This window comes from Xenorhabdus poinarii G6 (genome assembly GCF_000968175.1).
GTDB classification, from domain to species: domain Bacteria; phylum Pseudomonadota; class Gammaproteobacteria; order Enterobacterales; family Enterobacteriaceae; genus Xenorhabdus; species Xenorhabdus poinarii.
Window position 1 is genome coordinate 370,759 of record NZ_FO704551.1, and the last position, 22,000, is coordinate 392,758.

15 protein-coding genes, 1 tRNA gene and 3 pseudogenes are annotated in these 22,000 nt (G+C 41.7%); 14 read left to right on the top strand and 5 right to left on the bottom strand.

The features are described 5' to 3' along the window. Window positions 1-32 precede the first annotated feature (32 nt). The 5 genes and pseudogenes from XPG1_RS01650 to XPG1_RS01665 all read left to right on the top strand — a co-directional run bounded on the left by XPG1_RS01650 (window position 33) and on the right by XPG1_RS01665 (window position 3,908). Window positions 33-602 (top strand): recombinase family protein, encoded by a 570-nt coding sequence (locus XPG1_RS01650; protein ID WP_045957539.1) that lies wholly within the window; start codon window positions 33-35, stop codon window positions 600-602. A gap of 425 nt (window positions 603-1,027) precedes the next feature. Beyond that, window positions 1,028-1,136, top strand: a pseudogene (locus tag XPG1_RS18820) (Arm DNA-binding domain-containing protein); the annotation flags it as partial. A 97-nt stretch (window positions 1,137-1,233) separates the two neighbouring features. After that, window positions 1,234-2,121: an IS982 family transposase gene (locus tag XPG1_RS01655; protein ID WP_045957540.1), complete on the top strand. Its 888-nt coding sequence runs from the start codon at window positions 1,234-1,236 to the stop codon at window positions 2,119-2,121. Between the two features lie 470 nt (window positions 2,122-2,591). Next, window positions 2,592-3,101, top strand: a complete 510-nt coding sequence (locus XPG1_RS01660; RefSeq protein ID WP_052708214.1) for a DUF2867 domain-containing protein — start codon at window positions 2,592-2,594, stop codon at window positions 3,099-3,101. Between the two features lie 231 nt (window positions 3,102-3,332). Further along, entirely contained in the window at window positions 3,333-3,908 is a 576-nt protein-coding gene (locus XPG1_RS01665) for a MepB family protein (RefSeq protein ID WP_052708215.1), read from the top strand. Between the two features lie 119 nt (window positions 3,909-4,027). On the opposite strand, the pseudogene XPG1_RS19130 reads toward XPG1_RS01665, so the two are convergent. Next, window positions 4,028-4,129: pseudogene (locus XPG1_RS19130) on the bottom strand (IS1-like element transposase); the annotation flags it as partial. Between the two features lie 322 nt (window positions 4,130-4,451). Between XPG1_RS19130 and XPG1_RS01670 the strand changes: the two are divergent. Continuing rightward, the gene (locus XPG1_RS01670; RefSeq protein ID WP_045957541.1) at window positions 4,452-5,153 is read left to right on the top strand and encodes an AzlC family ABC transporter permease; all 702 of its coding nucleotides are present in this window, start codon (window positions 4,452-4,454) and stop codon (window positions 5,151-5,153) included. A 2-nt stretch (window positions 5,154-5,155) separates the two neighbouring features. Continuing rightward, a complete protein-coding gene (locus tag XPG1_RS01675) occupies window positions 5,156-5,506 on the top strand; it encodes an AzlD domain-containing protein (RefSeq protein ID WP_045957542.1) in 351 nt (116 codons plus the stop codon). Window positions 5,507-5,843: 337 nt separating this feature from the next. Here XPG1_RS01675 and XPG1_RS01680 read toward each other — a convergent pair whose 3' ends face one another. The 3 genes from XPG1_RS01680 to pepA all read right to left on the bottom strand — a co-directional run bounded on the left by XPG1_RS01680 (window position 5,844) and on the right by pepA (window position 10,946). Beyond that, window positions 5,844-8,741: a valine--tRNA ligase gene (locus XPG1_RS01680; RefSeq protein ID WP_045957543.1), complete on the bottom strand. Its 2,898-nt coding sequence runs from the start codon at window positions 8,739-8,741 to the stop codon at window positions 5,844-5,846. Between the two features lie 13 nt (window positions 8,742-8,754). Then, window positions 8,755-9,279, bottom strand: coding sequence for a DNA polymerase III subunit chi (locus tag XPG1_RS01685; RefSeq protein ID WP_071825295.1), 525 nt, complete (start codon window positions 9,277-9,279; stop codon window positions 8,755-8,757). Between the two features lie 158 nt (window positions 9,280-9,437). Further along, a complete protein-coding gene (gene pepA / locus XPG1_RS01690) occupies window positions 9,438-10,946 on the bottom strand; it encodes a leucyl aminopeptidase (protein WP_045957544.1) in 1,509 nt (502 codons plus the stop codon). Window positions 10,947-11,225: 279 nt separating this feature from the next. On the opposite strand from pepA, the gene lptF reads away from it, so the two are divergent. Both lptF and lptG read left to right on the top strand, forming a co-directional pair. After that, entirely contained in the window at window positions 11,226-12,326 is a 1,101-nt protein-coding gene (gene lptF / locus XPG1_RS01695) for an LPS export ABC transporter permease LptF (protein ID WP_045957545.1), read from the top strand. Next, window positions 12,326-13,408 carry an LPS export ABC transporter permease LptG gene (gene lptG / locus XPG1_RS01700; protein ID WP_045957546.1) on the top strand — a complete coding sequence of 361 codons (1,083 nt, stop codon included), beginning with the start codon at window positions 12,326-12,328 and terminating at the stop codon, window positions 13,406-13,408. The genes lptF and lptG overlap by 1 nt, the downstream gene beginning before the upstream one ends. Before the next feature lie 61 nt (window positions 13,409-13,469). Here lptG and ampH read toward each other — a convergent pair whose 3' ends face one another. Next, window positions 13,470-14,687 (bottom strand): D-alanyl-D-alanine-carboxypeptidase/endopeptidase AmpH, encoded by a 1,218-nt coding sequence (gene ampH / locus XPG1_RS01705; protein WP_045957547.1) that lies wholly within the window; start codon window positions 14,685-14,687, stop codon window positions 13,470-13,472. A gap of 387 nt (window positions 14,688-15,074) precedes the next feature. On the opposite strand from ampH, the gene XPG1_RS01710 reads away from it, so the two are divergent. The 5 genes and pseudogenes from XPG1_RS01710 (at window position 15,075) to XPG1_RS01730 (ending at window position 21,927) form a co-directional block, all read left to right on the top strand. After that, window positions 15,075-15,159, top strand: a tRNA-Leu gene (locus XPG1_RS01710). A gap of 188 nt (window positions 15,160-15,347) precedes the next feature. Further along, window positions 15,348-16,598 (top strand): annotated as a pseudogene (locus XPG1_RS01715) (tyrosine-type recombinase/integrase). 177 nt (window positions 16,599-16,775) lie between these two features. Then, window positions 16,776-17,060 (top strand): hypothetical protein, encoded by a 285-nt coding sequence (locus tag XPG1_RS01720; RefSeq protein WP_084717251.1) that lies wholly within the window; start codon window positions 16,776-16,778, stop codon window positions 17,058-17,060. Window positions 17,061-17,071: 11 nt separating this feature from the next. Beyond that, window positions 17,072-19,015 (top strand): site-specific DNA-methyltransferase, encoded by a 1,944-nt coding sequence (locus tag XPG1_RS01725; RefSeq protein ID WP_045957548.1) that lies wholly within the window; start codon window positions 17,072-17,074, stop codon window positions 19,013-19,015. A 2-nt stretch (window positions 19,016-19,017) separates the two neighbouring features. After that, window positions 19,018-21,927, top strand: a complete 2,910-nt coding sequence (locus XPG1_RS01730; RefSeq protein WP_045957549.1) for a type III restriction-modification system endonuclease — start codon at window positions 19,018-19,020, stop codon at window positions 21,925-21,927. Window positions 21,928-22,000: the final 73 nt, after the last annotated feature.

A 22,000-nucleotide genomic window follows, 5' to 3' on the forward strand; every position in this document is an offset into this window, starting at 1 on the left:
AATCGCCAATCATTAGATAGCTGGAGTGGAATGTGGCAAAAATCGGCTATATTCGCGTGTCAACACATGACCAAAATTGCGATTTGCAACGGAATGCATTGGTGAATGCAAATTGTGAACGGATTTTTGAGGATAGAATCAGTGGCAAAACCGCTAACCGACCGGGGTTACAGCAGGCATTGGAGTATTTGAAAACAGGCGACACATTAGTTGTCTGGAAATTAGATCGGCTAGGGCGCAACGTAAAAGATTTGGTGGCTCTGAATGAGAGGTTGGCTTATGGGGGGATTCATTTTCAGAGTTTGACGGATAGCATTGATACCAATAGCCCTATGGGTCGATTCTTTTTTCACATCATGAGTGCGTTGGCTGAAATGGAACGCGAGCTTATTGTGGAGCGCACCAATGCTGGCCTAGCCGCGGCGCGACAACAGGGGCGCATTGGCGGTCGTCCTGTATCATTGTCGGAAGGAAAGTGCCGGAAAGCACGGCAATTGCTCTCAGAGGGAAAATCGCGGCGGGAAATTGCAGCGGTTTTTAACGTGTCACTCTCGACAGTTTATAAATATTTTCCGGTGGATGGTGGATGCAGTGAAAAATGATGGTGTATTTTGATGGGTTGGGAAAATTGTGAGTGGGGATGGGTGGCGAACATTGCGGCATTGGTGGGTGTGGCTGGACAATCAAAAAGGCGGGACGGATTTGGGACAAGCATCGAAAGATAACCGCAAGTAACCATAGGTAACTTTCGGTAAGGTGGGACGTGTGAGCGCCGATAAATGCGGTAATGAGTTGATTTACAAAGTGACTCTACTCACTTCTAAGCCGTAGGTCACAGGTTCGAATCCTGTAGGGCGTACCATCCATTCATATCTCAACGTCTTTCGAAGTCCACAAAACCCCAATAAATACGCAATGTTAGCCTTTTTCTGTTCTTCTATAGTCCAGTCAGGTAGGTTGAAATCCACGATCTTATGGGGGTATATTTAGGGGTACGTTCAGGTTCAATGAAGTGAGATACCCCCATATGAAGTTGACCGCCAGACAGATAGACACCGCGAAGCCCAAAGATAAATCGTACAAACTCTCCGATGGGCATGTACTTAGAAATTTTTCCGAATGGTTCCAAATGTTGGTGATTAACCTGAACTCGGGATAAAAAGAAGGGAACTAAAAGCGAGTTCTGTGATCAGATCTGTCGACCAAGAATGACTTCTCACAAAGGAACCCGCTATGCGTAATTTAGTCAACTTATATTGTTATGTCGACGATTTTTGTCAGATTTTTATGCCTCAATGGCAACAGTATCTGATTGAGAGTGGTGAACGTCAACGCTTACGCCAAGGACGAATGAGTACGAGTGAAATTATGACCATTATTATTGCTTTTCATATGTCACACCAGCGTGATTTCAAGAATTTTTATCTTGGATTCATTTGCTTATATCATAGAAAAGCGTTTCCTACATTGCTCAGCTACACCCGTTTTCTTGAGGTCATGCCAACGGTACTTATCCCATTGAGTTCGTTTTTTACGCATCTTAAAGGCAAGCCGACAGGTATTGAATTTATTGATTCAACCAGTATTAAAGTGTGTCACAACCTCAGAATACCAAGACATAAAGTGTTTAAAGAGACGGCGGCGAGAGGAAAAGGAACGATGGGATGGTTCTATGGTTTTAAACTTCACCTCGTTATTAATCATCTTGGTGAAATTGTGGCGGCAAAACTCCCCCCCGCGAATGTTGATGATAGGACACCGGTTCGAGAATTATCAAAAGGACTTTTAGATAAACTTTATGCGGATAAAGGCGATATCAGCAAGGCATTAACGGAAGACTTAAAAGCAGAAGGAATAACCTTAATGACAGGGCAACGGAAAAACATGAAACCCAGGTTATTAGCGGCTTGGGATAGAGCCATGTTAGCTAAACGGTTCATCATCGAAACCATCAATGATCAGCTTAAGAACGTCACACAACTTGAGCATTCCCGCCATCGTAGTTTGCATGGCTTCATGCTGAATTTATTAGGTGGATTAATCGCTTACTGCTTAAAACCCAAAAAGCCATCACTCAATATCACAAGCGCTGAAAAAACAGGACTTCGGGTGATGGCTTAAACCGATCTCAGGTTGATTAAAATATCGTTTTGTGGGTAAAGAGAAGCGATTGGCATTTACCCTATCGTAACCTTGGCATAAGCCTGAAACAAAAGGGACGTCCATCACATCACAATGCTGGTTTTATGGTTTCAAGTTACACTTGGTTGTCAATCATTAAGGCCTATTTCAACAATTAATGTTCGATGCTGCATTGAATTATCTTCTGTCATTTCCCTCTATGAATTTTAGCTTTTTCTTTTATTTCGTACTCGCTATTTCCATTAATTGTTGCTATATCATAGAGAATATTTGGATGGATGTAGCGAAATATTGCAATGGTATGTGATTTATATGAATGGTGATCTAGAGATATGGAAGTATAATAAAGATACAAATTGATGGCTACTCAAATCATGTGACATACCTAATGAGTAATATTGATTAGTGCTATGAAAACCACTTTTTAGTAAATAATATTATGGTGAAACATGTACTATAGTGATAAATTCGGTATTTTGCTTTTGGATAAAAAAGATAATTTAGGTTATTATAGTCAGCAGAAAGTGTTTATTAAAAACAAAATGACTGCCCTTGATGTTTATTGTCAAATGACTCAAAAAATACCATTATGGTTACGCCTGTCTTTTGCAATAAGAGATAAAATATCACGTCTTGCTGGTGTGGGAAAAATTCGTGGATTCTCAGGTGGAAGTTTAAATACAGAGCTTCACGTTGGAAGCTATGTCGATTTTTTTAAGATTGTACGTATCAGTGATGATGAAATATGTCTATTGTCTAAGGATATACATTTGACGGTGCTGATATCTCTGAATGTTTTCCCTGATAATCATCATAAAGGTGGTTATATAGCGACGGTGACCGCATCTGTGATAACGCATAATTTTTTTGGAAAAGTGTATATGATACCCGTATCTCTTACTCATGGTAGCATCGTGAGGGGGATGTTATCTAAAGTTGGCCGAGTGTTAAAAGATTAAAAATAACGCATAAATTAACAATAAGGGTTGATTATGGGGTTCATTAAAACTGTGGAGATAATAGTTAGTCATGGATGGATAGATTTTTTATTATGTGTTTTCACGTTCTTACCCTAACGTCAGTTACATTCGCATTAAATGCTATTTGATTTATTGGTCGCGACTAAGGGTAAATCCTCTGTCGGAGAAAAGGTTGGGATTGTTTCCGTAACAGGAATATTAGGTTGAAAGATGAACAATATAAAAATTGAATATGTTAACGTTGCTTGGGTGAATGACGCTTTAAAAGACGATATTCCTCACTCTTTTAAAGCGTTTGTTGAAACAATTTTAGAACCTATAGCCAGTGATTCGGTCAGTCATGTTCAGCGAGACATAGAAAGTGATGAGTATGGGGCATTATCGTTCGATTTTAATGGTAAACGTTGTCTTTTTCGTCAAGCTAAAACAACACCAACAAAAGTCGGGCAATTTGTCACTATCTGGAAAAGAGACACTTTGACTTCAGAGATTGCACCTTTTCATATTAATGATGGAATAGATATTGTTGTGATTGCCAGTTTTGATCATGAACAAAAAGGGTATTTTATTTTCAATAATGAATTACTCGGTAATAAAGGCGTATTTACCAAAAATGGTAAACAAGGGAAAAGGGCGATCAGAGTTTATGCCCCTTGGGTAAAGACGATGGTGAAACAAGCGATAAACACACAACAGTGGCAAAGGCTTCATTTTGTTCAATTGAGCAATAATAGTGAAACTTTGGTCAATAAAGCAAAATTACTGCTTAATAAAGGCACTATATAAAATTGATACTCTTCTAATTTTCTGACTTAAGAAGAGAAAAATTCTCCTCTTAGCACCTCGGTTAATCCGGTAATGTATTAAGTAATACCAGGGTCAGCGTCGTCACGTTGCGGAACGTGAGTTTTCATGACAGTGGCTATTGCAACTTTCAGGAATCTATCGGTGTCACGAACTCTCCCATTATTCATCGCTATATCAACAATCTGCTCTTTAACGTCAGGCTAACTTTAATACTATTTTTTAATAGGCTAATTCCAATTTTTAATTTATGAAGATCGTTATTTTTTATTGTGATATCGAAAAAAGTAAATTGCCCGCTTTATTTCTTGTTAACCATTTGATTTTAAATTGCTTATTTTTGCTTTGAGTCAATGGAAATGATTGGTATCTGACTGAAATGGAAGGAATGAGATATCCATGTAATCTAATCTATTTTTATCTAAAAAAATAACAGATTGAAAATGTTGAACAATTTTTTTTGTAATGTAAGCTATATCTATATCGTCTTTTTATCTTGAATTGATTCATCATAGTTGGTAGCCCATGCAGAAATCTTTATTCAGAAAAGGACTGCTAGACTCTTTGCCTATCTGTATTTCCTTTTTTCTTATTTTTGCCTCTATCGGTGCTCTTTATCAAAACAAAGGCCTGTCATTAATAGAAACAATGACTGGATCTATACTGATTTTCGCTGCACCTTTGCAGGTCGCCGTTGTCAATTATCTTGCTGATGGTGTTTTTTTCTCAATCATAATACTCACTCTGATCATAAATTTTCGTTTCTTTCTTATGTCAATGGTAATGTCACAGTACTTTCAGGATATACCAAAGAGCAAGATATTGTTGTCGATGTTAGCATTTAGTGCCAGTACTTATACAGTCACTCATGCTCATTTAACGTCTTCAAGCATTTATGATGGAAAGTCTCAATTTAACTATTATCTCGGTGTATCTATACCAAGCTTTATTATCGCAATTTTAGCGACATTACTTGGGTATTTATCTTCTGATTACCTGAATTATGATTCTATTTCCCTTTTTTTGGTTATGTTAATTCCAATACATTTTTCATCTCTTGCCGCTAAACGCTCAGGAAAAGATTTATCTGTCTTTGCCACACTAATCGGTGGGGTATGTACTCCATTAATAAATGAAATAAATATTCAACTTATAGATATTGCGATACCTATTATGGTCGGGGTTGCGATTGCCTTTTATGAACTGAAATTTAGGAAGGATGCATAGGTATGATAATGATTATGGTATTGTTGATGGGGATAATTAGCGCGATTTTTAGAGTGACGCCATTTTTGTTTGGAAATAAAAAACGTCAAAAAGACGGGTTTGTTATTACTTCTTTAGATTATGCAGTATGCTTTATACTTGGGAGTATTATTGTTAATATTTCTCTTAATAATATAAAGGTTAGTGAATTAATAACGGGTTTTGACGTTAAACATGCCATTTCCGTCATAACGGTTATGGCTGCTTACTTTATTAGTAAGTGTACCGGTTCTATATTGAAAAGTTTAATGATATCATCCGTCTTATTTTTCCTAATGTCATGGTGGGTTAACGAAAAAAATATCTTTTTTTGATATGACGTTTTTCTTCAATCTTTTCTTTTTATTTATATGTCTCCAATGAACATTTCTGATTATCCTTACTTTTTACGATGCTATGTATGAATCATGTTGATTTAGAAAAAAACGCTTCAAAAAGTCAATTATCCTTAGGCTTATTGGTGTTATATTATTGTGAAAAAATAATAATGGCAATCATTAATGGGTTTTATTCTCCCCCGCGAAGCGAGAGAAAATAAAACTGATTTATAGTTGCACGATGCGAGTTAAAGTTTATTGGCTATCTTTATTTTTAAAAAAAAGCGACAGCTAATGCCGTCGCTTACGTAATAAATATCACCATTAAACGAGATTACAGGGCAGAGATAGTTTCTTTCTGCGCCAGTAGTTTCTCTTTCGCGGCATTGTTACTCGCCAGACGTTCACGCTCTTTCGCAACAACCGCCTCTGGCGCACGGCTGACAAAACCTTCGTTAGCCAGTTTGGTTTCAATGCTGTTGATCTCTTTATCCAGCTTTTCGATTTCCTTATCCAGACGCGCCAGCTCTGCATCTTTATCGACTAAACCGGCCATTGGGATCAGCACTTCGGCCCCATTGATCAGTTTGGTGACAGAAACAGGAGGTTCTTCTCCTGCTGCCAATAGGGTAACAGCAGAAAGACGCCCCATTGCCTGAATGAAATTGAGGTTTTCAGTTACGCGGCGTTGTGCATCGTCATTAGCATCACGCAGCAGAACCTCCAGTGGCTTGCTTGGCGCGATATTCATTTCTGCACGAATGTTACGTACCGCAATGATGGCTTCTTTGATCCATTCCAGATCGTTTAATGCCAGTTCGTCTATTTTCGCTTGATCACATTCAGGGAAAGGTTGCAGCATGATGGTATCCGCATCAATACCTTTAACCACTTTTACACGCTGCCAGATGGTTTCTGTAATAAACGGAATGATTGGGTGTGCTAGACGCAGTAAACCTTCCAATACTTCAATCAAAGTATGGCGAGCTGCGCGAACTTCCGATTCTGAACCTTTGTTGATTGCGGGTTTGGAGAGTTCCAGATACCAGTCACAGAATTGGTTCCAGGTGAATTCGTAAAGGATGTTTGCGGCGATGTCGAAGCGGTAAGTATCCAGTGCTTCACGGCAGGCTTTTACTGTCTGGTTGAATTCCGCCAGAATCCAACGATCTGCCAGTGACAGGGACATTTTACCCCCATTCTGACCGCAATCCTGTCCTTCGGTATTCATCAGAACGAAGCGGCTGGCGTTCCACAGTTTGTTACAGAAGTTGCGATAACCTTGCAGGCGCTTCATGTCCCAGTTGATATCGCGGCCGGTAGAGGCCAGTGCTGCCAATGTGAAACGCAGGGCATCAGTACCGTGGGCTTCAATGCCTTCCGGGAACTGTTTCTCTGTGCGCTTGCGGATCTTTTCAGCCAGTTGTGGCTGCATCATATTGCCGGTGCGTTTTTCCAGCAGGTTTTCCAGCGAGATACCGTCGATCATATCCAATGGGTCGATCACGTTCCCTTTGGATTTGGACATCTTCTGGCCTTCGTCATCACGGATCAGACCTGTCATGTAGACGGTCTTGAAGGGGACTTGTGGCTTACCGTTTTCGTCTTTGACGAAGTGCATGGTCATCATGATCATGCGGGCAATCCAGAAGAAGATAATGTCGAAGCCACTGACCAAGACATTGGTTGGATGGAAGGTTTTTAGCGCTTCCGTTTGCTCAGGCCAGCCAAGTGTGGAGAATGTCCACAAACCAGAGGAGAACCAGGTATCGAGTACGTCTTCGTCTTGGGTCAGGCTGATATCTGCCCCCAGATTATTTTCACGGCGAACTTCTTCTTCATCGCGGCCAACATAGACGTTGCCTTGTGCGTCATACCATGCAGGAATGCGGTGACCCCACCACAATTGACGGGAGATACACCAATCCTGAATATCACGCATCCAAGAGTAGTACATGTTTTCATACTGTTTTGGAACGAACTGGATATCCCCGTTTTCAACCGCTTCAATCGCCACTTTTGCCAGTGGCGCGGTACGGACGTACCATTGGTCAGTTAGCATTGGTTCGATAACGACGCCACCGCGGTCACCGTAAGGTACTGTCAGATCGTGTGGTTTTATCTCAACCAGCAGACCTTGTTTTTCGAACTCAGCGACAATCGCTTTACGTGCAGCGAAGCGCTCCATGCCTCGATATTCAACTGGGATGTCAGTTGAATACACATCAGACACTTCACCCTTAGTATCGAAGACTTCGGCGGCTTCACGGATATCACCGTCAAAAGTCAGGATATTGATCATGGGGAGATTGTGGCGCTTACCGACTTCATAGTCATTGAAATCGTGAGCCGGGGTGATTTTTACGCAGCCAGTGCCTTTTTCCATGTCTGCGTGTTCATCGCCAACGATAGGAATGCGACGGTTTACCAGAGGCAGGATGATTTCTTTACCAATCAGATCCTTGTAACGGGGATCTTCCGGGTTAACTGCAACGCCGGTATCGCCTAACATCGTTTCTGGGCGGGTTGTCGCAACGATCAGGTAATCTTTGCCTTCCGCAGTTTTGGCGCCGTCAGCCAGTGGATAGCGCAGATGCCACATCGCACCTTTAACTTCGCGGTTTTCAACTTCCAGATCTGAAATTGCTGTGCGCAGTTTTGGATCCCAGTTAACCAGACGCTTGCCACGGTAGATCAGATCTTCTTGGTACAGGCGGACAAAGGCTTCTTTAACGGCTTTGGACAGACCTTCATCCATGGTGAAGCGTTCACGTTCCCAATCCACAGAGTTCCCCAGACGGCGTATCTGGTTGGAGATATTGCCACCCGATTCTGCCTTCCATTGCCAAATCTTGTCGATAAAGGCTTCACGGCCATAATCGTGGCGGGTTTTGCCTTCTTCTGCTGCAATTTTGCGCTCAACAACCATTTGGGTGGCAATGCCCGCGTGATCCGTGCCTGCTTGCCACAGGGTGTTTTTACCCTGCATGCGCTGGTAACGCACCATCGTATCCATAATGGTCTGCTGGAATGCGTGCCCCATGTGCAGGCTGCCAGTGACGTTTGGTGGTGGAATGACGATACAAAAACTTTCACGGTGAGTATCACCATTCGGTTTGAAATAACCACTCTGTTCCCAGTGGCGATAAAGAGGTTGCTCTATCTCTGTCGGATTGTACGTTTTATCGAGAGATGGCTCAGATTGCGTTTGATTAGCGGGTGTCTTTTCCATTGTGTCTTGATATTTAATAAGTTGGCGGGGTTGCCATGGTCAAAATAAAGCCGACGCTGCGATAGGATTTATATCGTTCGCGCGCTAACTGTTTCAGATTTTCATCAATAGGAACGAAGTCTATCACTTCATGGAAAGCTGTGGCAAAGTCTGCAAAGTGAGGCAGCAGTGTCACCAGCACATCACGGGGAGCGTTGTTCCTTTTTTGTGGCCAGCACAATTCTACCGGTGCGCCATAACGGGGACCCTCTCCGGCAAGATTATGCGGGACAAATTGACTCGGTTCCCGTTGCCATAATGCTTCATCCAGTTTTTCGGCTTGCTCCTGACTTTCACACGCGATCAGAACCCGCTTCCCAGCTCGCCACTGATCCGCAGCAAGTTGACAGGCTAGCCATTCATGTGGCTGTAAATCATCAGAAAATGATGATTTCTCCGGGGGCTGATTTTCCAGTGAAAGTTTTTCCAATAACGGGTTTTCTGATAATTGGTTTTCTAATAATTGGTTTTCTAATAAATAGAAAGTGGCGCTTTTCATAGTTTCCTGGTTGCAAGATGACAAGGAAACAGTGACGGAAAAGGGTATTGCGCTGACAATACCCTTTCATTCCGTCTATTCCCTTAATGTCTTTTTACCCCATTTTTATCGGGATTATCAAATAAAACACACTTACCGACAAAATGTGTGGCAGGACATTAATCATCAGAATTTAATCCTGAACGATTTAACAGAAATTGTGACAGGAGCGCAACCGGACGACCTGTTGCGCCTTTCGCTTTACCTGAACGCCATGCAGTACCTGCAACGTCCAGATGTGCCCAATTGTATTTGGTGGCGAAACGGGACAGGAAGGCACCTGCGGTAATTGCGCCACCAGAACGCCCGCACGCGTTGACCATATCCGCAAAATTGGATTCTAACTGTTCGGTATATTCATCACCCAACGGGAGACGCCATGCGCGATCGCCTGCCTGCTCTGACGCATTTAGCAGCTCATGAGCCAGCGGATTGTGGTTGGACATCAGCCCCGTGTAGTGGCCGCCCAGCGCGATGACACAAGCCCCGGTCAGGGTGGCCACATCAATGACCAACTCCGGATCAAAACGTTCAACATAAGTCAGCGCATCACACAGTACTAAACGGCCTTCTGCATCCGTGTTTGTCACTTCAACAGTCTGACCGGATAGGGTAGTCAGTATATCCCCGGGACGATAAGCTCGTCCGCCGGGCATATTTTCACAACCAGCCAGAACGCCGATGACATTGATTGGCAAGTTCAGCTCAGCGACAACACGCATAACGCCGTAAACGGAGGCTGCGCCACACATGTCATATTTCATCTCATCCATGCCTTCGGATGGCTTGATGGAGATCCCACCGGAATCAAAAGTCAGCCCTTTGCCCACCAATACAATGGGTTTCGTATCAGGGTTTTTGCTGCCTTTATATTCCATGACCGCCATTAAGGATTCATTCTGTGAACCTTGACCAACCGCCAGATACGAATTCATCCCCAACTCTTTCATCTGTTCTTCACCAATCACTTTGGTCGTCAGATTAGCAGCATTGTCAGCCAGCTGGCGTGCTTGTGATGCCAAATAGGCAGCATTACAGATATTGGGGGGCATATTGGCCAGATCTTTGGCTGCCTTGATGCCGGATGCGATGGCAAGGCCGTGCTGAATGGCTCGTTCACCACTGGTCAACTCACGGCGGGTAGGGACATTAAAGACCATTTTGCGGAGTGGGCGACGCAGTTCATTTTTGCTGCTTTTGAGTTGGTCAAATACATACAGTGATTCTTTGGCTGTTTCGACCGCCTGACGTACTTTCCAGTAGTTATTGCGCCCTTTTACGTGCAGTTCAGTCAAGAAACAAACGGCTTCCATTGAACCGGTTTCATTGAGGGTACTGATCGTCTTTTGGATGATTTGTTTGTATTGGCGTTCATCCAGCTCGCGCTCTTTTCCACAACCCACCAGCAAGATACGTTCAGACAAGATATTAGGAACATGATGTAGCAACAAGGTTTGACCTACCTTGCCTTCAAGTTCACCACGGCGCAGTAATGCACTGATATAGCCGTTACTTATTTTGTCAAGTTGCTCTGCGATAGGGGAAAGACGACGGGGTTCAAACACGCCGACAATAATGCAAGCACTGCGCTGCTTCTCCGGGCTACCGCTCTTTACACTAAACTCCATGCGTTCTCCTGAATCTTAAAGACAAAGATGGATACAATCGCTAAAATATCACGTTCTACATTTACGTATCCCAAAGAAAATTAACTGTTCTGTTAAACTAAGCATATTAATTTTTGGTACTTAGCTAACGATAAGTATGTTTTAATTAGGAACCAATTATGGAATGCTTTGGTATCATTTTAGCGATGGGGAAGCCAAACTGATTCATATAAATAGTAGATATACGACGAAGTTAGCGACTTTCCTGCAAAAAGACAAGTTTTCACAGGCGTAATCAGCGTGATCATCATTAGATATCTAGTACGGGAAACCCTGAAAAGCCAAATTGCAATACTTTTCATCTTACTGCTGATCTTTTTTTGTCAGAAATTAGTGGATGTATTGGGTGCGGCAGTCGAGGGCAATATTCCTGCAAATTTGGTTCTATCGTTGTTAGGTTTAGGTGTGCCAGATATGGCGCAACTGATTTTACCCCTGAGTTTATTTCTTGGGGTGTTAATGACATTCAGTAAACTCTATACCGAAAGTGAAATCACCGTCATGCATGCTTGTGGGTTAGGCAAAAGTGTATTGGTGAAATCCGCTCTGGTGCTGGCTCTTATTACGGCTATGTTGGCAGCCGCCAACGTTATTTGGTTTACACCCTGGTCTTCCAAATACAAAGAGCAAGTCATGGCAGATGTAAAAGCCAATCCCAGTCTTGCGGCAATCATGGAGGGACAGTTCAAACCTTCCCGCGATGGCAACATGGTGCTTTATATTGGTAATGTGAAAGGCAATACGTTTGAAAATGTGTTCCTTGCTCAGCTCCGCCCGGCTAATGACCAACGTCCTTCTGTGGTGCTGGCGGATGGTGGTCATATGGAAGAACGCCCGGATGGTAATCAGGTAGCGGTACTCCATGAAGGGACACGTTATGAGGGGACAGCGCAGTTGCGTGACTTCCGCATTACTGAGTTCAAAAATTATCAGGCCACCATTGGGCATCAAAGCGCAGATATCGATAGTAACAAAGTTGAACAAAAATCGATTGGGCAGCTTTGGCATGATACAGACAATGATTCCCGTTCCGAATTTCACTGGCGTCTGACATTGATTGTCTCGGTATTGATTATGGCGTTGATGGTTGTTCCGCTGAGTGCGGTGAATCCACGTCAGGGGCGGATACTCAGTATGCTGCCGGCCATGTTGCTCTACCTGATTTTCTTCCTGTTACAAAGTTCCCTGCGTTCCAACGGAGGTAAAGGCAAGCTCGATCCTATGTTCTGGATGTGGCTGGTCAATGGCGCCTATTTTGCTCTGGCGATGGTGCTTAATTTGTGGGACACCATTCCCATGCGCAAACTGCGTTCACGCTTTAAACGTCTAGGAGCGTCATGATGTTTGGGGTATTAGATAGATATATTGGCCGGACAATCCTGCAAACCATTTTGATGACTTTGTTTATGCTGGTTTCTCTTTCCGGCATCATCAAATTTGTCGATCAGCTGCGTAAGGTCGGCCAAGGGGAATATAGCGCATTTTCTGCCGGCCTTTATACCCTGTTGAGCGTACCTAAAGATATTCAGATCTTCTTTCCTATGGCGGCTCTGCTTGGGGCGTTATTGGGTCTGGGGACGTTGGCAACGCGCAGTGAGCTGGTGGTGATGCAGGCTGCTGGCTTTACCCGCCTGCAAGTGGCAGGTTCTGTCATGAAAACGGCGATCCCACTGGTTTTACTGACAATGGTCATTGGCGAATGGGTGGCGCCCCAGGGGGAACAGGTTGCCCGGAATTATCGTTCACAAAAAATGTTCGGTGGTTCACTGATGTCCACAACCAAAGGGTTGTGGGCAAAAGATGGTCACGATTTTGTCTATATAAAGAGCGTGGGCAAGGATAATTCGTTGAATGGTATTAGTATTTATCATGTTGATGAAAATAAAAAACTGCTATCTGTCAGATATGCTGCTTCGGCGGTGTATGACAAGGATAATCAGCAATGGATATTATCGCAGGTTGAAGAGTCTGATTTAACACCGAATGGGCGGATCACCGGATCACAGCGTTTATCTGCCGATTGGAAAAGCCGGCTGACACCTGAAAAGCTCGGAGTGGTTTCTCTTGATCCTGAGGCGCTTTCTATTCGTGACCTGCATCAATACATCACCTATCTGAAACAGAGCCAGCAGGATGCCGGGCGTTACCAGCTCAATATGTGGAAAAAGGTTTTTGCTCCTTTATCCGTTGCGGTGATGATGCTGATGGCACTCTCCTTTATCTTCGGCCCATTGCGCAGCGTACCAATGGGATTCAGGGTTGTTGTGGGTATCAGCATGGGCTTTGTTTTCTATGTTTTAAATGAGATATTCGGGCCACTCAGTCTGGTTTATAACATGCCACCTTTATTGGGAGCCCTGTTGCCAAGCGTGTTGTTCTTTGTTGTGAGTATTTACTTACTTCTGCGCAAGAAAACAAACTGATTAAATTTAAATATATTTATTGCCTGTCGCCCCGACCGTATCGTCGGGGCGATTTTTTTCGTTAAATTTGGCTATGATTGCGTGCCAATGCTGAAACCAATTCATTCACCCCGCTCGTTACGCGGTTAAACTTACTTTTTTCCTTACGTGTGATCACCACAAATACCCCGATATTTTGTTCTGGGATCATTGCCATATAAGTATTGAAACTACCTCCACCACCGGTTTTCTGGTAAATGCCGGGCTTATCACCCTTGGTCTCCATATAGACCCAACCCAGCCCGATGCCATCTGCCAGACCGGCAACATCCATTCCTTTGACGGACATCAGATTGGCGCGTTTAAAGTAGATCCCCTGTTCACGGCTGGCGGTTTGCTTTCTTAATTGGTGATGAGAAGACAGAAACTGTTGCATCCAGCGCTGCATATCTGCGGGGGTGGAATAAATCCCGCCACTACCGGCGGCGGCAATGGTATTGATGCAAGGGCTGGGTTTAATACCTGCCATTAAGCGGGCACATTGGGATTGCGAGGGCGTCAGCGTTGTATCGTTCATCTGATAAGGGCGGGTGATCTCCTCTTGTAACAGATGTATATATGGCTTTCCCGCTGCTTTGGCAAGGGCATCTGCCAATAAATCATAGGCCAGATTAGAATAAGAAGCCGTTGTGCCGGGGGCGACATCTAACCTTGCGGTTTTCAGCCAGACCCAGCGGTTCGTTTGAGTTGGCCAAATAAACACCGGGCGTCCCCATTTTCCACCCGGTTGTTCCCGAGGCAATCCGCTAGTATGGCTTGCCAGATGATACAGCCGGATTGGCTGGCTTGCGCTATAGTCTGGTATCTGAACACCGTAATGTGAGTACTTCTGTAGCGGATCGGTAATCTTCAGGTGTTCTTTCTCTGCCAACTTAATCATGACCTCACTGGTCATCAATTTGGTAATCGAAGCGATACGAATCAAAGAGTCCTGCCGTGGCTTAACACCGCTTCCTGGATAAGTCTCTCCAAAACTACGATGTATGACATGGTTATTGTCGATGACGACCATTGCCATTCCCGACGGATCGCCTTCATCAAAGATGGATTGTGAATACTGATCGACCAGTGCGATAGCCATTTTCTTGATGTTGTCATTTCCCTCGAAAACGTCCCATTTTGCAGATTGTGCCTTGGATTGCAGAAATTTGCCCTGGCGGGCATGATGAGGATCCGCACAAGCAGAAATCGCCCATATCAGGGTGGAAACTGTACACAGTTTATATAACCTTTTTTTCATTTTTGGATTAACCAATCAAGCGCGTTGAGGTGAGGGAAAATAAAGGGGTTATTTGTTTTTCTTCAATATCGCCATAATGGCACCGATAGCGATACCCACCAGGATACCTGTAAAAATCCAACTAATGATTGTCATGATAATTTACCTCATAGCCGTGTCTTGTTTGGAATTATATAAGGAGTTTGTCTGTTGTCTATTGGCAGAAAGGGATTGTGAAAGAAGATATTGTGCGACGGCAGTGGATAAAAACGCTTGAAATTTAATCTTAACTGGTTAAAAAAAATCATTAACGATTCTTTTTTCAGCATTTGAACAAATTTGAAAGGATAAATGTTGCGAATGCGCTTCTGACAGGTATAATCATCCCCGTTCTCCGAACCCTTCAGTGCCGAAGTGGCGAAATCGGTAGACGCAGTTGATTCAAAATCAACCGCCTTCGGGTGTGCCGGTTCGAGTCCGGCCTTCGGCACCAATCAAGTCTTTTTTTTCGTCTACTAAAGTCTATTTACGTATATAAAATCAATAACTTATATATTCTACCTCTTGTTTCAGGTCCATTAAAGTCTACTGTCGTATATCAACATCTACCAACAAATGATGGTATAACTGTTGGTAGCTTCGGTTCGATTGAAATTGATACCAACACGGGGAGGGGGATCTATGGCTCTTACTGATATCAAAGTCAGAACAGTTAAGCCTGCAGACAAACCTTTCAAACTTACCGATGGTGAGGGGATGCACCTGTTGGTTAACCCCAATGGCTCAAAATACTGGCGTCTTCAATATCGTTTTAGTGGCAAACAGAAGATGCTGGCGTTAGGTGTTTATCCAATGGTTTCATTGGCAGAGGCTCGTAAGAGGCGCGATGCCGCAAAGAAACTGGTATCTGATGGTATCGATCCCTCTCAAAAGAAAAAAGAGGATAAGATTGAAGAAAGCGGAGCACTAACCTTTGAGGCTGTAGCAAGAGATTGGCATGCATCCTGTAGCAAAAAATGGTCGGAGTCCCATAGTGAGCGGGTGCTTAAAAGCTTAGTGGATAATCTTTTCTCTGCGTTAGGTAAAAGTAAGATTTCGGAACTGAAGACTCGGGATCTACTCGCTCCAATTAAGGTAGTCGAGGCGAGTGGGCGATATGAAGTAGCTTCGCGTCTTCAACAGCGAACGACCGCAATCCTACGTTTTGCCGTACAAAATGGTCTACTTGATTATAATCCAGCTCAAGATATGGCTGGCGCAATAGCTGTAGCTAAACGAGTGCACCGCCCAGCGCTTGATTTCGAACGCCTTCCCGAATTGCTTGATCGTATCGAATGCTTTAAGGGGCGAAAGTTGACTAAATTGGCAGTGAAACTAACACTGTTGGTGTTCATACGTTCAAGTGAACTGCGTTTTGCAAGATGGGAAGAAATCGATTTTAAAAATGCGCTTTGGACGATACCTGCAGAATGAGAACCTCTGAAGGGCGTAAAGCACTCACATCGTGGTTCTAAAATGCGTAGCCCTCATCTTGTACCTCTAAGCCGTCAGGCACTGAAAATATTAGAAGAGATAAAACAAATCAGTGGGGATTACGAGTTGGTCTTCATTGGTGATCACCAGCCGGATAGGCCGATGAGTGAGAACACTGTTAACAAGGCTCTCTGCTCAATGGGTTACGACACTAAAACGGAAGTTTGCGGACACGGGTTTAGGGCGATGGCCTGTAGTGCGTTGATCGAATCAGGTTTATGGTCAAGGGATGCTGTTGAGCGACAAATGAGCCATCAGGAGCGTAATAACGTTCGCGCTGCTTACATCCATCTTGCTGAACATCTCGATGAGCGGAGGCTAATGCTTCAGTGGTGGGCTGACTATCTTGATGCCAATCGAGAAAGAGCGGTCAGGCCGTTTGAGTTTGCCCACAGGTGATCGTTTGAGTTTGAAATCCAAGGCTAACCGCTTGATAGCCCATCACATAGTAGCATGTAACCCCTTGTTTTGAATATATTTGAATAGCCATCATTGGTTGATGGCTACTACACCATTCTATTATGATTTTTCAGCAATATTTGATATCGTAGCAGTATTAAATACCGAGGAATAACCATGATATCAGGTCTTAATGGTGGAAATTTTATCCTTAGCTCGATGGCTAAGGAAAGAGTCAAATCAGGTCTACTTGATAGAGCAACAATAGAAGGCTCTAAAGGGGAGTATACCGTGATTTTTGATGGTTCAGAGTGGGAAGGTAAGCCATTAGTCTTAAGTAGTTCCAGACAGCCTTACAAAGCACGAGTCTTCAAAAGCATAGATGGTGCAGCTGCAGAACTACTACGCATAGGCTTAAGTGAAGCTTCAATCAAAAATACCACTAAATCGAACAATAAATAATCAGGTTTAAAATGGATATGCAAAAAGAAACGATTTTTTCAGAAGTTGAAACTGCTAACAGTAAGCAGATTGCTGTTTTAAAGGCTAACTTTCCGCAGTGTTTTGATAAAAACGGGGCTTTCATTCAAGAAAAGTTGCTTGAGATCGTCAAATCATCGGATGTTGAACTCTCTAAAGAATCATACAGCTTAAACTGGCTGGGTAAGTCCTATGCCCGGCTGTTGGCTAACCTACCACCGAAGACGTTGCTCACCGAAGATAAAGACCATAACCAACTTGAAGAGAACAAGAACAGTCAGAATCTTTTAATCAAAGGGGATAACCTCGAAGTATTAAAGCACATGGTTAATGCTTATGCCGAAAAGGTGAAGATGATTTATATTGACCCGCCATATAATACGGGTAAAGATGGATTCGTCTATAACGATGATCGCAAGTTTACATCTGAACAGCTTTCTGAACTTGCAGGTATAGATCTTGATGAAGCAGCACGTATACTGGAATTTACCGCAAAAGGTTCAAGTAGTCATAGTGCATGGCTGACATTCATTTATCCTCGTCTTTATATTGCTCGTGAACTAATGAGAGAAGACGGAACTATTTTCATTTCTATTGATGATAATGAGTTTAGCCAACTAAAATTAGTTTGTGATGAAATTTTTGGTGAACAAAACCACATCGGTGATATTGTTTGGAAAAATGTAACAGATAACAATCCATCGAACATTGCTGTAGAACATGAATATATTGTTGTTTATGCAAAAAATAAAGAACTGATTGAAACTGAGTGGAAGTCAAACATCTCAGATGTAAAGGATTTGCTTGTTGAGATAGGCGATTCATTAATTAATGACATAAAGGATAACGATAAATTACAGGAAGAATACAGTAAATGGTTTAGAGAAAACAAAAGTCAATTGTGGCCTCTGGAAAACTATAAGTTCATAGACCGTAAAGGTGTGTATTCTGGGGAAAGAGGGGTTCATAACCCCGGTAAAGAAGGGTATCGGTATGATATTATTCACCCAACGACAAAGAAACCCTGCAAGCAGCCTTTAATGGGTTATCGTTTCCCTGAAACTACTATGCAAAAAATGATCGATGATGGCCGTATTATCTTTGGTGAAGATGAAAATAAATTAGTGGAAATAAAAGTTTATGCTAAAGATTATAAGCAGAAATTAAGTTCAGTTATTAATATTGATGGGCGAGCTGGGGCTAATGAGTTAAAAGAAATTTTTCCTGAAATGACTAAGCCTTTCACTAACCCAAAAACCATTAAATTACTTGAAGAATTGATTTCTTTTGCATGTGATGGCAAGGGTATTATTTTGGATTTTTTTGCAGGGTCTGGCACAACAGCACATGCTATTTTAAATTTAAACAAAGAAAAAGGGATGGACTATCAATTTATAACGGTTCAATTAGATGAGGCGACAAAAGATAACTCTGATGCTTTTAAGCATGGTTTTAAAACTATTTATGACCTAACCAAAGAAAGATTGATTAGAGTTTGTAAAGGAAGTGGTAAACTTGGCTTTAAAATTTATCAATTAATGACTGATTTCCGTGCAAAAAATGAATCAGAACTTACGCTGTCTAACCATACTTTCTTTGATGATGCTGTATTGACACCTGAACAGTATGACACCCTATTGACTACATGGTGTGTATATGATGGTAGCTTGTTAACAACGCCAATTGTAAATGTTAATCTTGATGGTTACAAAGCGCACTTATGCGATGGTCGTCTGTATCTGATTGCGCCTAATTTTACTAGCGAAGCACTGAAAGCTTTACTTCAAAAGCTGGATTCAGACAAAGACTTTGCCCCTAACAAAGTTGTATTTTATGGCAGCAACTTCGAAAGTGCGAAACAGATGGAACTCAATGAAGCACTAAAAAGTTATGCTAATAAAAAATCTATTGATTTAGATTTGGTGGTAAGGAACTAATCATGTCTAAAGGGTTCACATTCGAAAAGAATTTACCTCATCAAAAGGCTGGCGTTGATGCGGTCATGAATGTTTTTGTTTCCGCCATACCTCGTCAGACGGATAATGTTTCTATCCGTCTGTTAGCTAATCCAGAACTGAGCCTTACTGAACAACAATACTACAACAACATAAAAAATGTTCAGGAGTTCAATGGTATTGAGCATTCAAAAGATAATTACGATGCTAAAAGCAACGTAATTGATGTTTCTATGGAGACAGGCACAGGTAAAACTTATACTTACACCAAAACAATTTTTGATCTGAACAAATCATTTGGGATTAACAAGTTTATCATTATTGTTCCAACCTTATCGATCAAAGCAGGGACAGTTAACTTTTTAAAAAGTGATGCATTAAAAGAACACTTTCGAGATGATTACGAGCGTGAACTAAAGACTTACGTTGTTGAAAGCCAGAAAAGTTCTGGTAAAAATACAAAATCATACATGCCTCAAGCTATCCATGATTTTGTTGAAGCAAGTAATTTCAATAAGAAATATATACACGTCCTTGTAATCAACTCAGGGATGATTAACTCCAAGTCTTTAACTGATACTTATGATGTTGGTTTGCTTGATAATCAGTTTGATACACCATTTTCTGCCCTGAGTGCGGTTAAACCATTCATTATTATTGATGAACCTCATAAGTTCCCTACAGGTAAAAAAACATGGGAAAATATTGAGAAATTTAACGCTCAATATATTATCCGATATGGCGCAACCTTTAGTGAGGGCTATAAAAACTTAGTTTATCGTCTGACTGCAGTAGATGCGTTCAATGAAGATCTTGTTAAAGGTATTGATGCTTACATTGAGGATATTGTTGGTGGTGGTAGTGCTAATCTCAAATTTGTTAAATCTGACGGAAAAGAAGCCACTTTTGAACTAAACGAAAATGGTAATAGAAAAACATTCAAGTTATCCAGAGGTGAATCACTATCTAAAACGCATAGTGCGATCCATGATTTAACCCTTGATGCTTTGAATAAGAGTACAGGCGTGTTAAGTAATGGTATTGAGCTAAAAATTGGTAGCTCCATAAACCCCTACTCTTACGATCAGACACTTGCTGATAACATGATGCGTAAAGCCGTCAAAGAGCACTTTAAGTTAGAAAAAGAGTATTTGACACAAAGACCACGCATAAAGCCTCTTACTCTTTTCTTCATTGATGACATTGAAGGCTATCGTGATGGTAATGATATTGCCGGAAGCCTGAAAACTAAGTTCGAAGAATACGTTTTGGCAGAAGCTAATGAACTGTTAAAAACAGAGAAGGATGAGTTTTATAGAAACTATCTTGAAAAAACTGTTAAGGATATATCTTCTGTTCATGGTGGTTATTTTTCAAAAGATAACAGTGATAAAGATGATAAAATTGAGCAGGAAATCAACGAAATCCTTCATGACAAAGAGCTTCTATTGTCTTTAGAAAATCCTCGCCGTTTCATTTTCTCTAAATGGACGTTGCGTGAGGGGTGGGATAACCCAAATGTCTTTCAGATTTGCAAGCTCCGTTCGAGCGGTAGCACCACCTCTAAACTTCAAGAGGTAGGTCGTGGTTTACGTCTTCCAGTGAATGAATACATGTGTCGTGTGAAAGACCGCAATTTCACACTCAACTACTATGTTGATTTTACGGAAAAAGATTTTGTTGATTCTCTTGTAAAAGAGGTTAATGATAGTTCTTTCAACGAAACTGTTCCAAGTAAGTTTACTCAAGAACTTAAGGATAAAATCTTATCTCAGTATCCTGAGCTTTCATCCAGAACACTCATGAATGAGATCTTTGATGCTGAAATCATTGATGATAATGAAAACTTCAAAGATTCCGATGCCTATAGCCGTTTAAAAGCCAAATATCCGGCTGCATTCCCTACCGGAGTGAAACCAACCAAAATCAAAAAAGCCACGGATGGAAAAAAACGTACTAAAATGCGTATTGGTAAGTTCAGTGAGCTGAAAGAACTATGGGATTTGATCAATCAAAAAGCAGTAATTGAGTATAAAATAAACAGTGAACATGAATTTTTATCCATTTTCAAATCATTCATGCTTGAAGAAACAGATAGATTTACTAAATCAGGCGTTCATACTCGCATTGATAGAATTTATATTCATAATGATACGGCAATGTCGAAAAGTATCGTCAGTGACGATGATAACTTTGCTAAACTAAACACAATGAGCTATCGGGAATTTCTTGATAACTTATCACAAACTATTTTTGCTAAACACGATACCTTACATAAGGTTTTTTGTGATATAAAAGACACTATCAATATCACTGAATACCTGAACATTCAAACAATCAGAAAGATTAAATCTGGTTTTAGCAAGTATTTGTTGAACAATTCATTTAACAAATTCAGCCTTGGATATAATGTGATTTCAGGTTCAATTCATCCTACAAAGTTCACTAATGCAGACGGTGAGCCTGTGAGTGAGGTATTATCAAGTGATCTTGGTATATTGAATGACAACACAAAACCACCGTTGGATTCTTATCTTTTTGAAGAAGTCTTTTATGACTCAGAGCTTGAAAGGCTCAACATAACAGATGGAGAGATCCAGTCTGTAGCTGTTTTTACAAAGATACCGAAGAACTCCATTAAGATCCCGGTAGCAGGTGGATACACGTACTCCCCTGACTTTGCATATGTTGTCAAAACAAAAAAAGGTGATTATTTAAACTTTATTATCGAAACAAAAAATGTAGATGGGAAGGATAGTTTAAGACTTGAAGAAGAACGTAAGATAAAACATGCACAAGCACTATTCAGTCAAATAAGTAAATCTGTCAAAGTCGAGTTTAGAACACAATTTTCTGCAGACAGAATAGCCGAACTGATTAAACAAGTTGGATGATAACATTTTATAAATGGAAAAGGGCCTTACGGCCCTTTCGTTTTCCCTTAAAGGGAACTCTCCATTGGAGAGA

Coding starts and splice junctions, on each gene's coding strand:
- XPG1_RS01685 (WP_071825295.1), bottom strand. CDS start 9,279: ATGAAAAGCGCCACTTTCTATTTATTAGAAAACCAATTATTAGAAAAC.
- XPG1_RS01675 (WP_045957542.1), top strand. CDS start 5,156: ATGATAATGATTATGGTATTGTTGATGGGGATAATTAGCGCGATTTTT.
- XPG1_RS01720 (WP_084717251.1), top strand. CDS start 16,776: ATGATATCAGGTCTTAATGGTGGAAATTTTATCCTTAGCTCGATGGCT.
- XPG1_RS01655 (WP_045957540.1), top strand. CDS start 1,234: ATGCGTAATTTAGTCAACTTATATTGTTATGTCGACGATTTTTGTCAG.
- XPG1_RS01660 (WP_052708214.1), top strand. CDS start 2,592: ATGTACTATAGTGATAAATTCGGTATTTTGCTTTTGGATAAAAAAGAT.
- XPG1_RS01725 (WP_045957548.1), top strand. CDS start 17,072: ATGGATATGCAAAAAGAAACGATTTTTTCAGAAGTTGAAACTGCTAAC.
- XPG1_RS01680 (WP_045957543.1), bottom strand. CDS start 8,741: ATGGAAAAGACACCCGCTAATCAAACGCAATCTGAGCCATCTCTCGAT.
- XPG1_RS01730 (WP_045957549.1), top strand. CDS start 19,018: ATGTCTAAAGGGTTCACATTCGAAAAGAATTTACCTCATCAAAAGGCT.
- ampH (WP_045957547.1), bottom strand. CDS start 14,687: ATGAAAAAAAGGTTATATAAACTGTGTACAGTTTCCACCCTGATATGG.
- pepA (WP_045957544.1), bottom strand. CDS start 10,946: ATGGAGTTTAGTGTAAAGAGCGGTAGCCCGGAGAAGCAGCGCAGTGCT.
- lptG (WP_045957546.1), top strand. CDS start 12,326: ATGTTTGGGGTATTAGATAGATATATTGGCCGGACAATCCTGCAAACC.
- XPG1_RS01670 (WP_045957541.1), top strand. CDS start 4,452: ATGCAGAAATCTTTATTCAGAAAAGGACTGCTAGACTCTTTGCCTATC.
- XPG1_RS01665 (WP_052708215.1), top strand. CDS start 3,333: ATGAACAATATAAAAATTGAATATGTTAACGTTGCTTGGGTGAATGAC.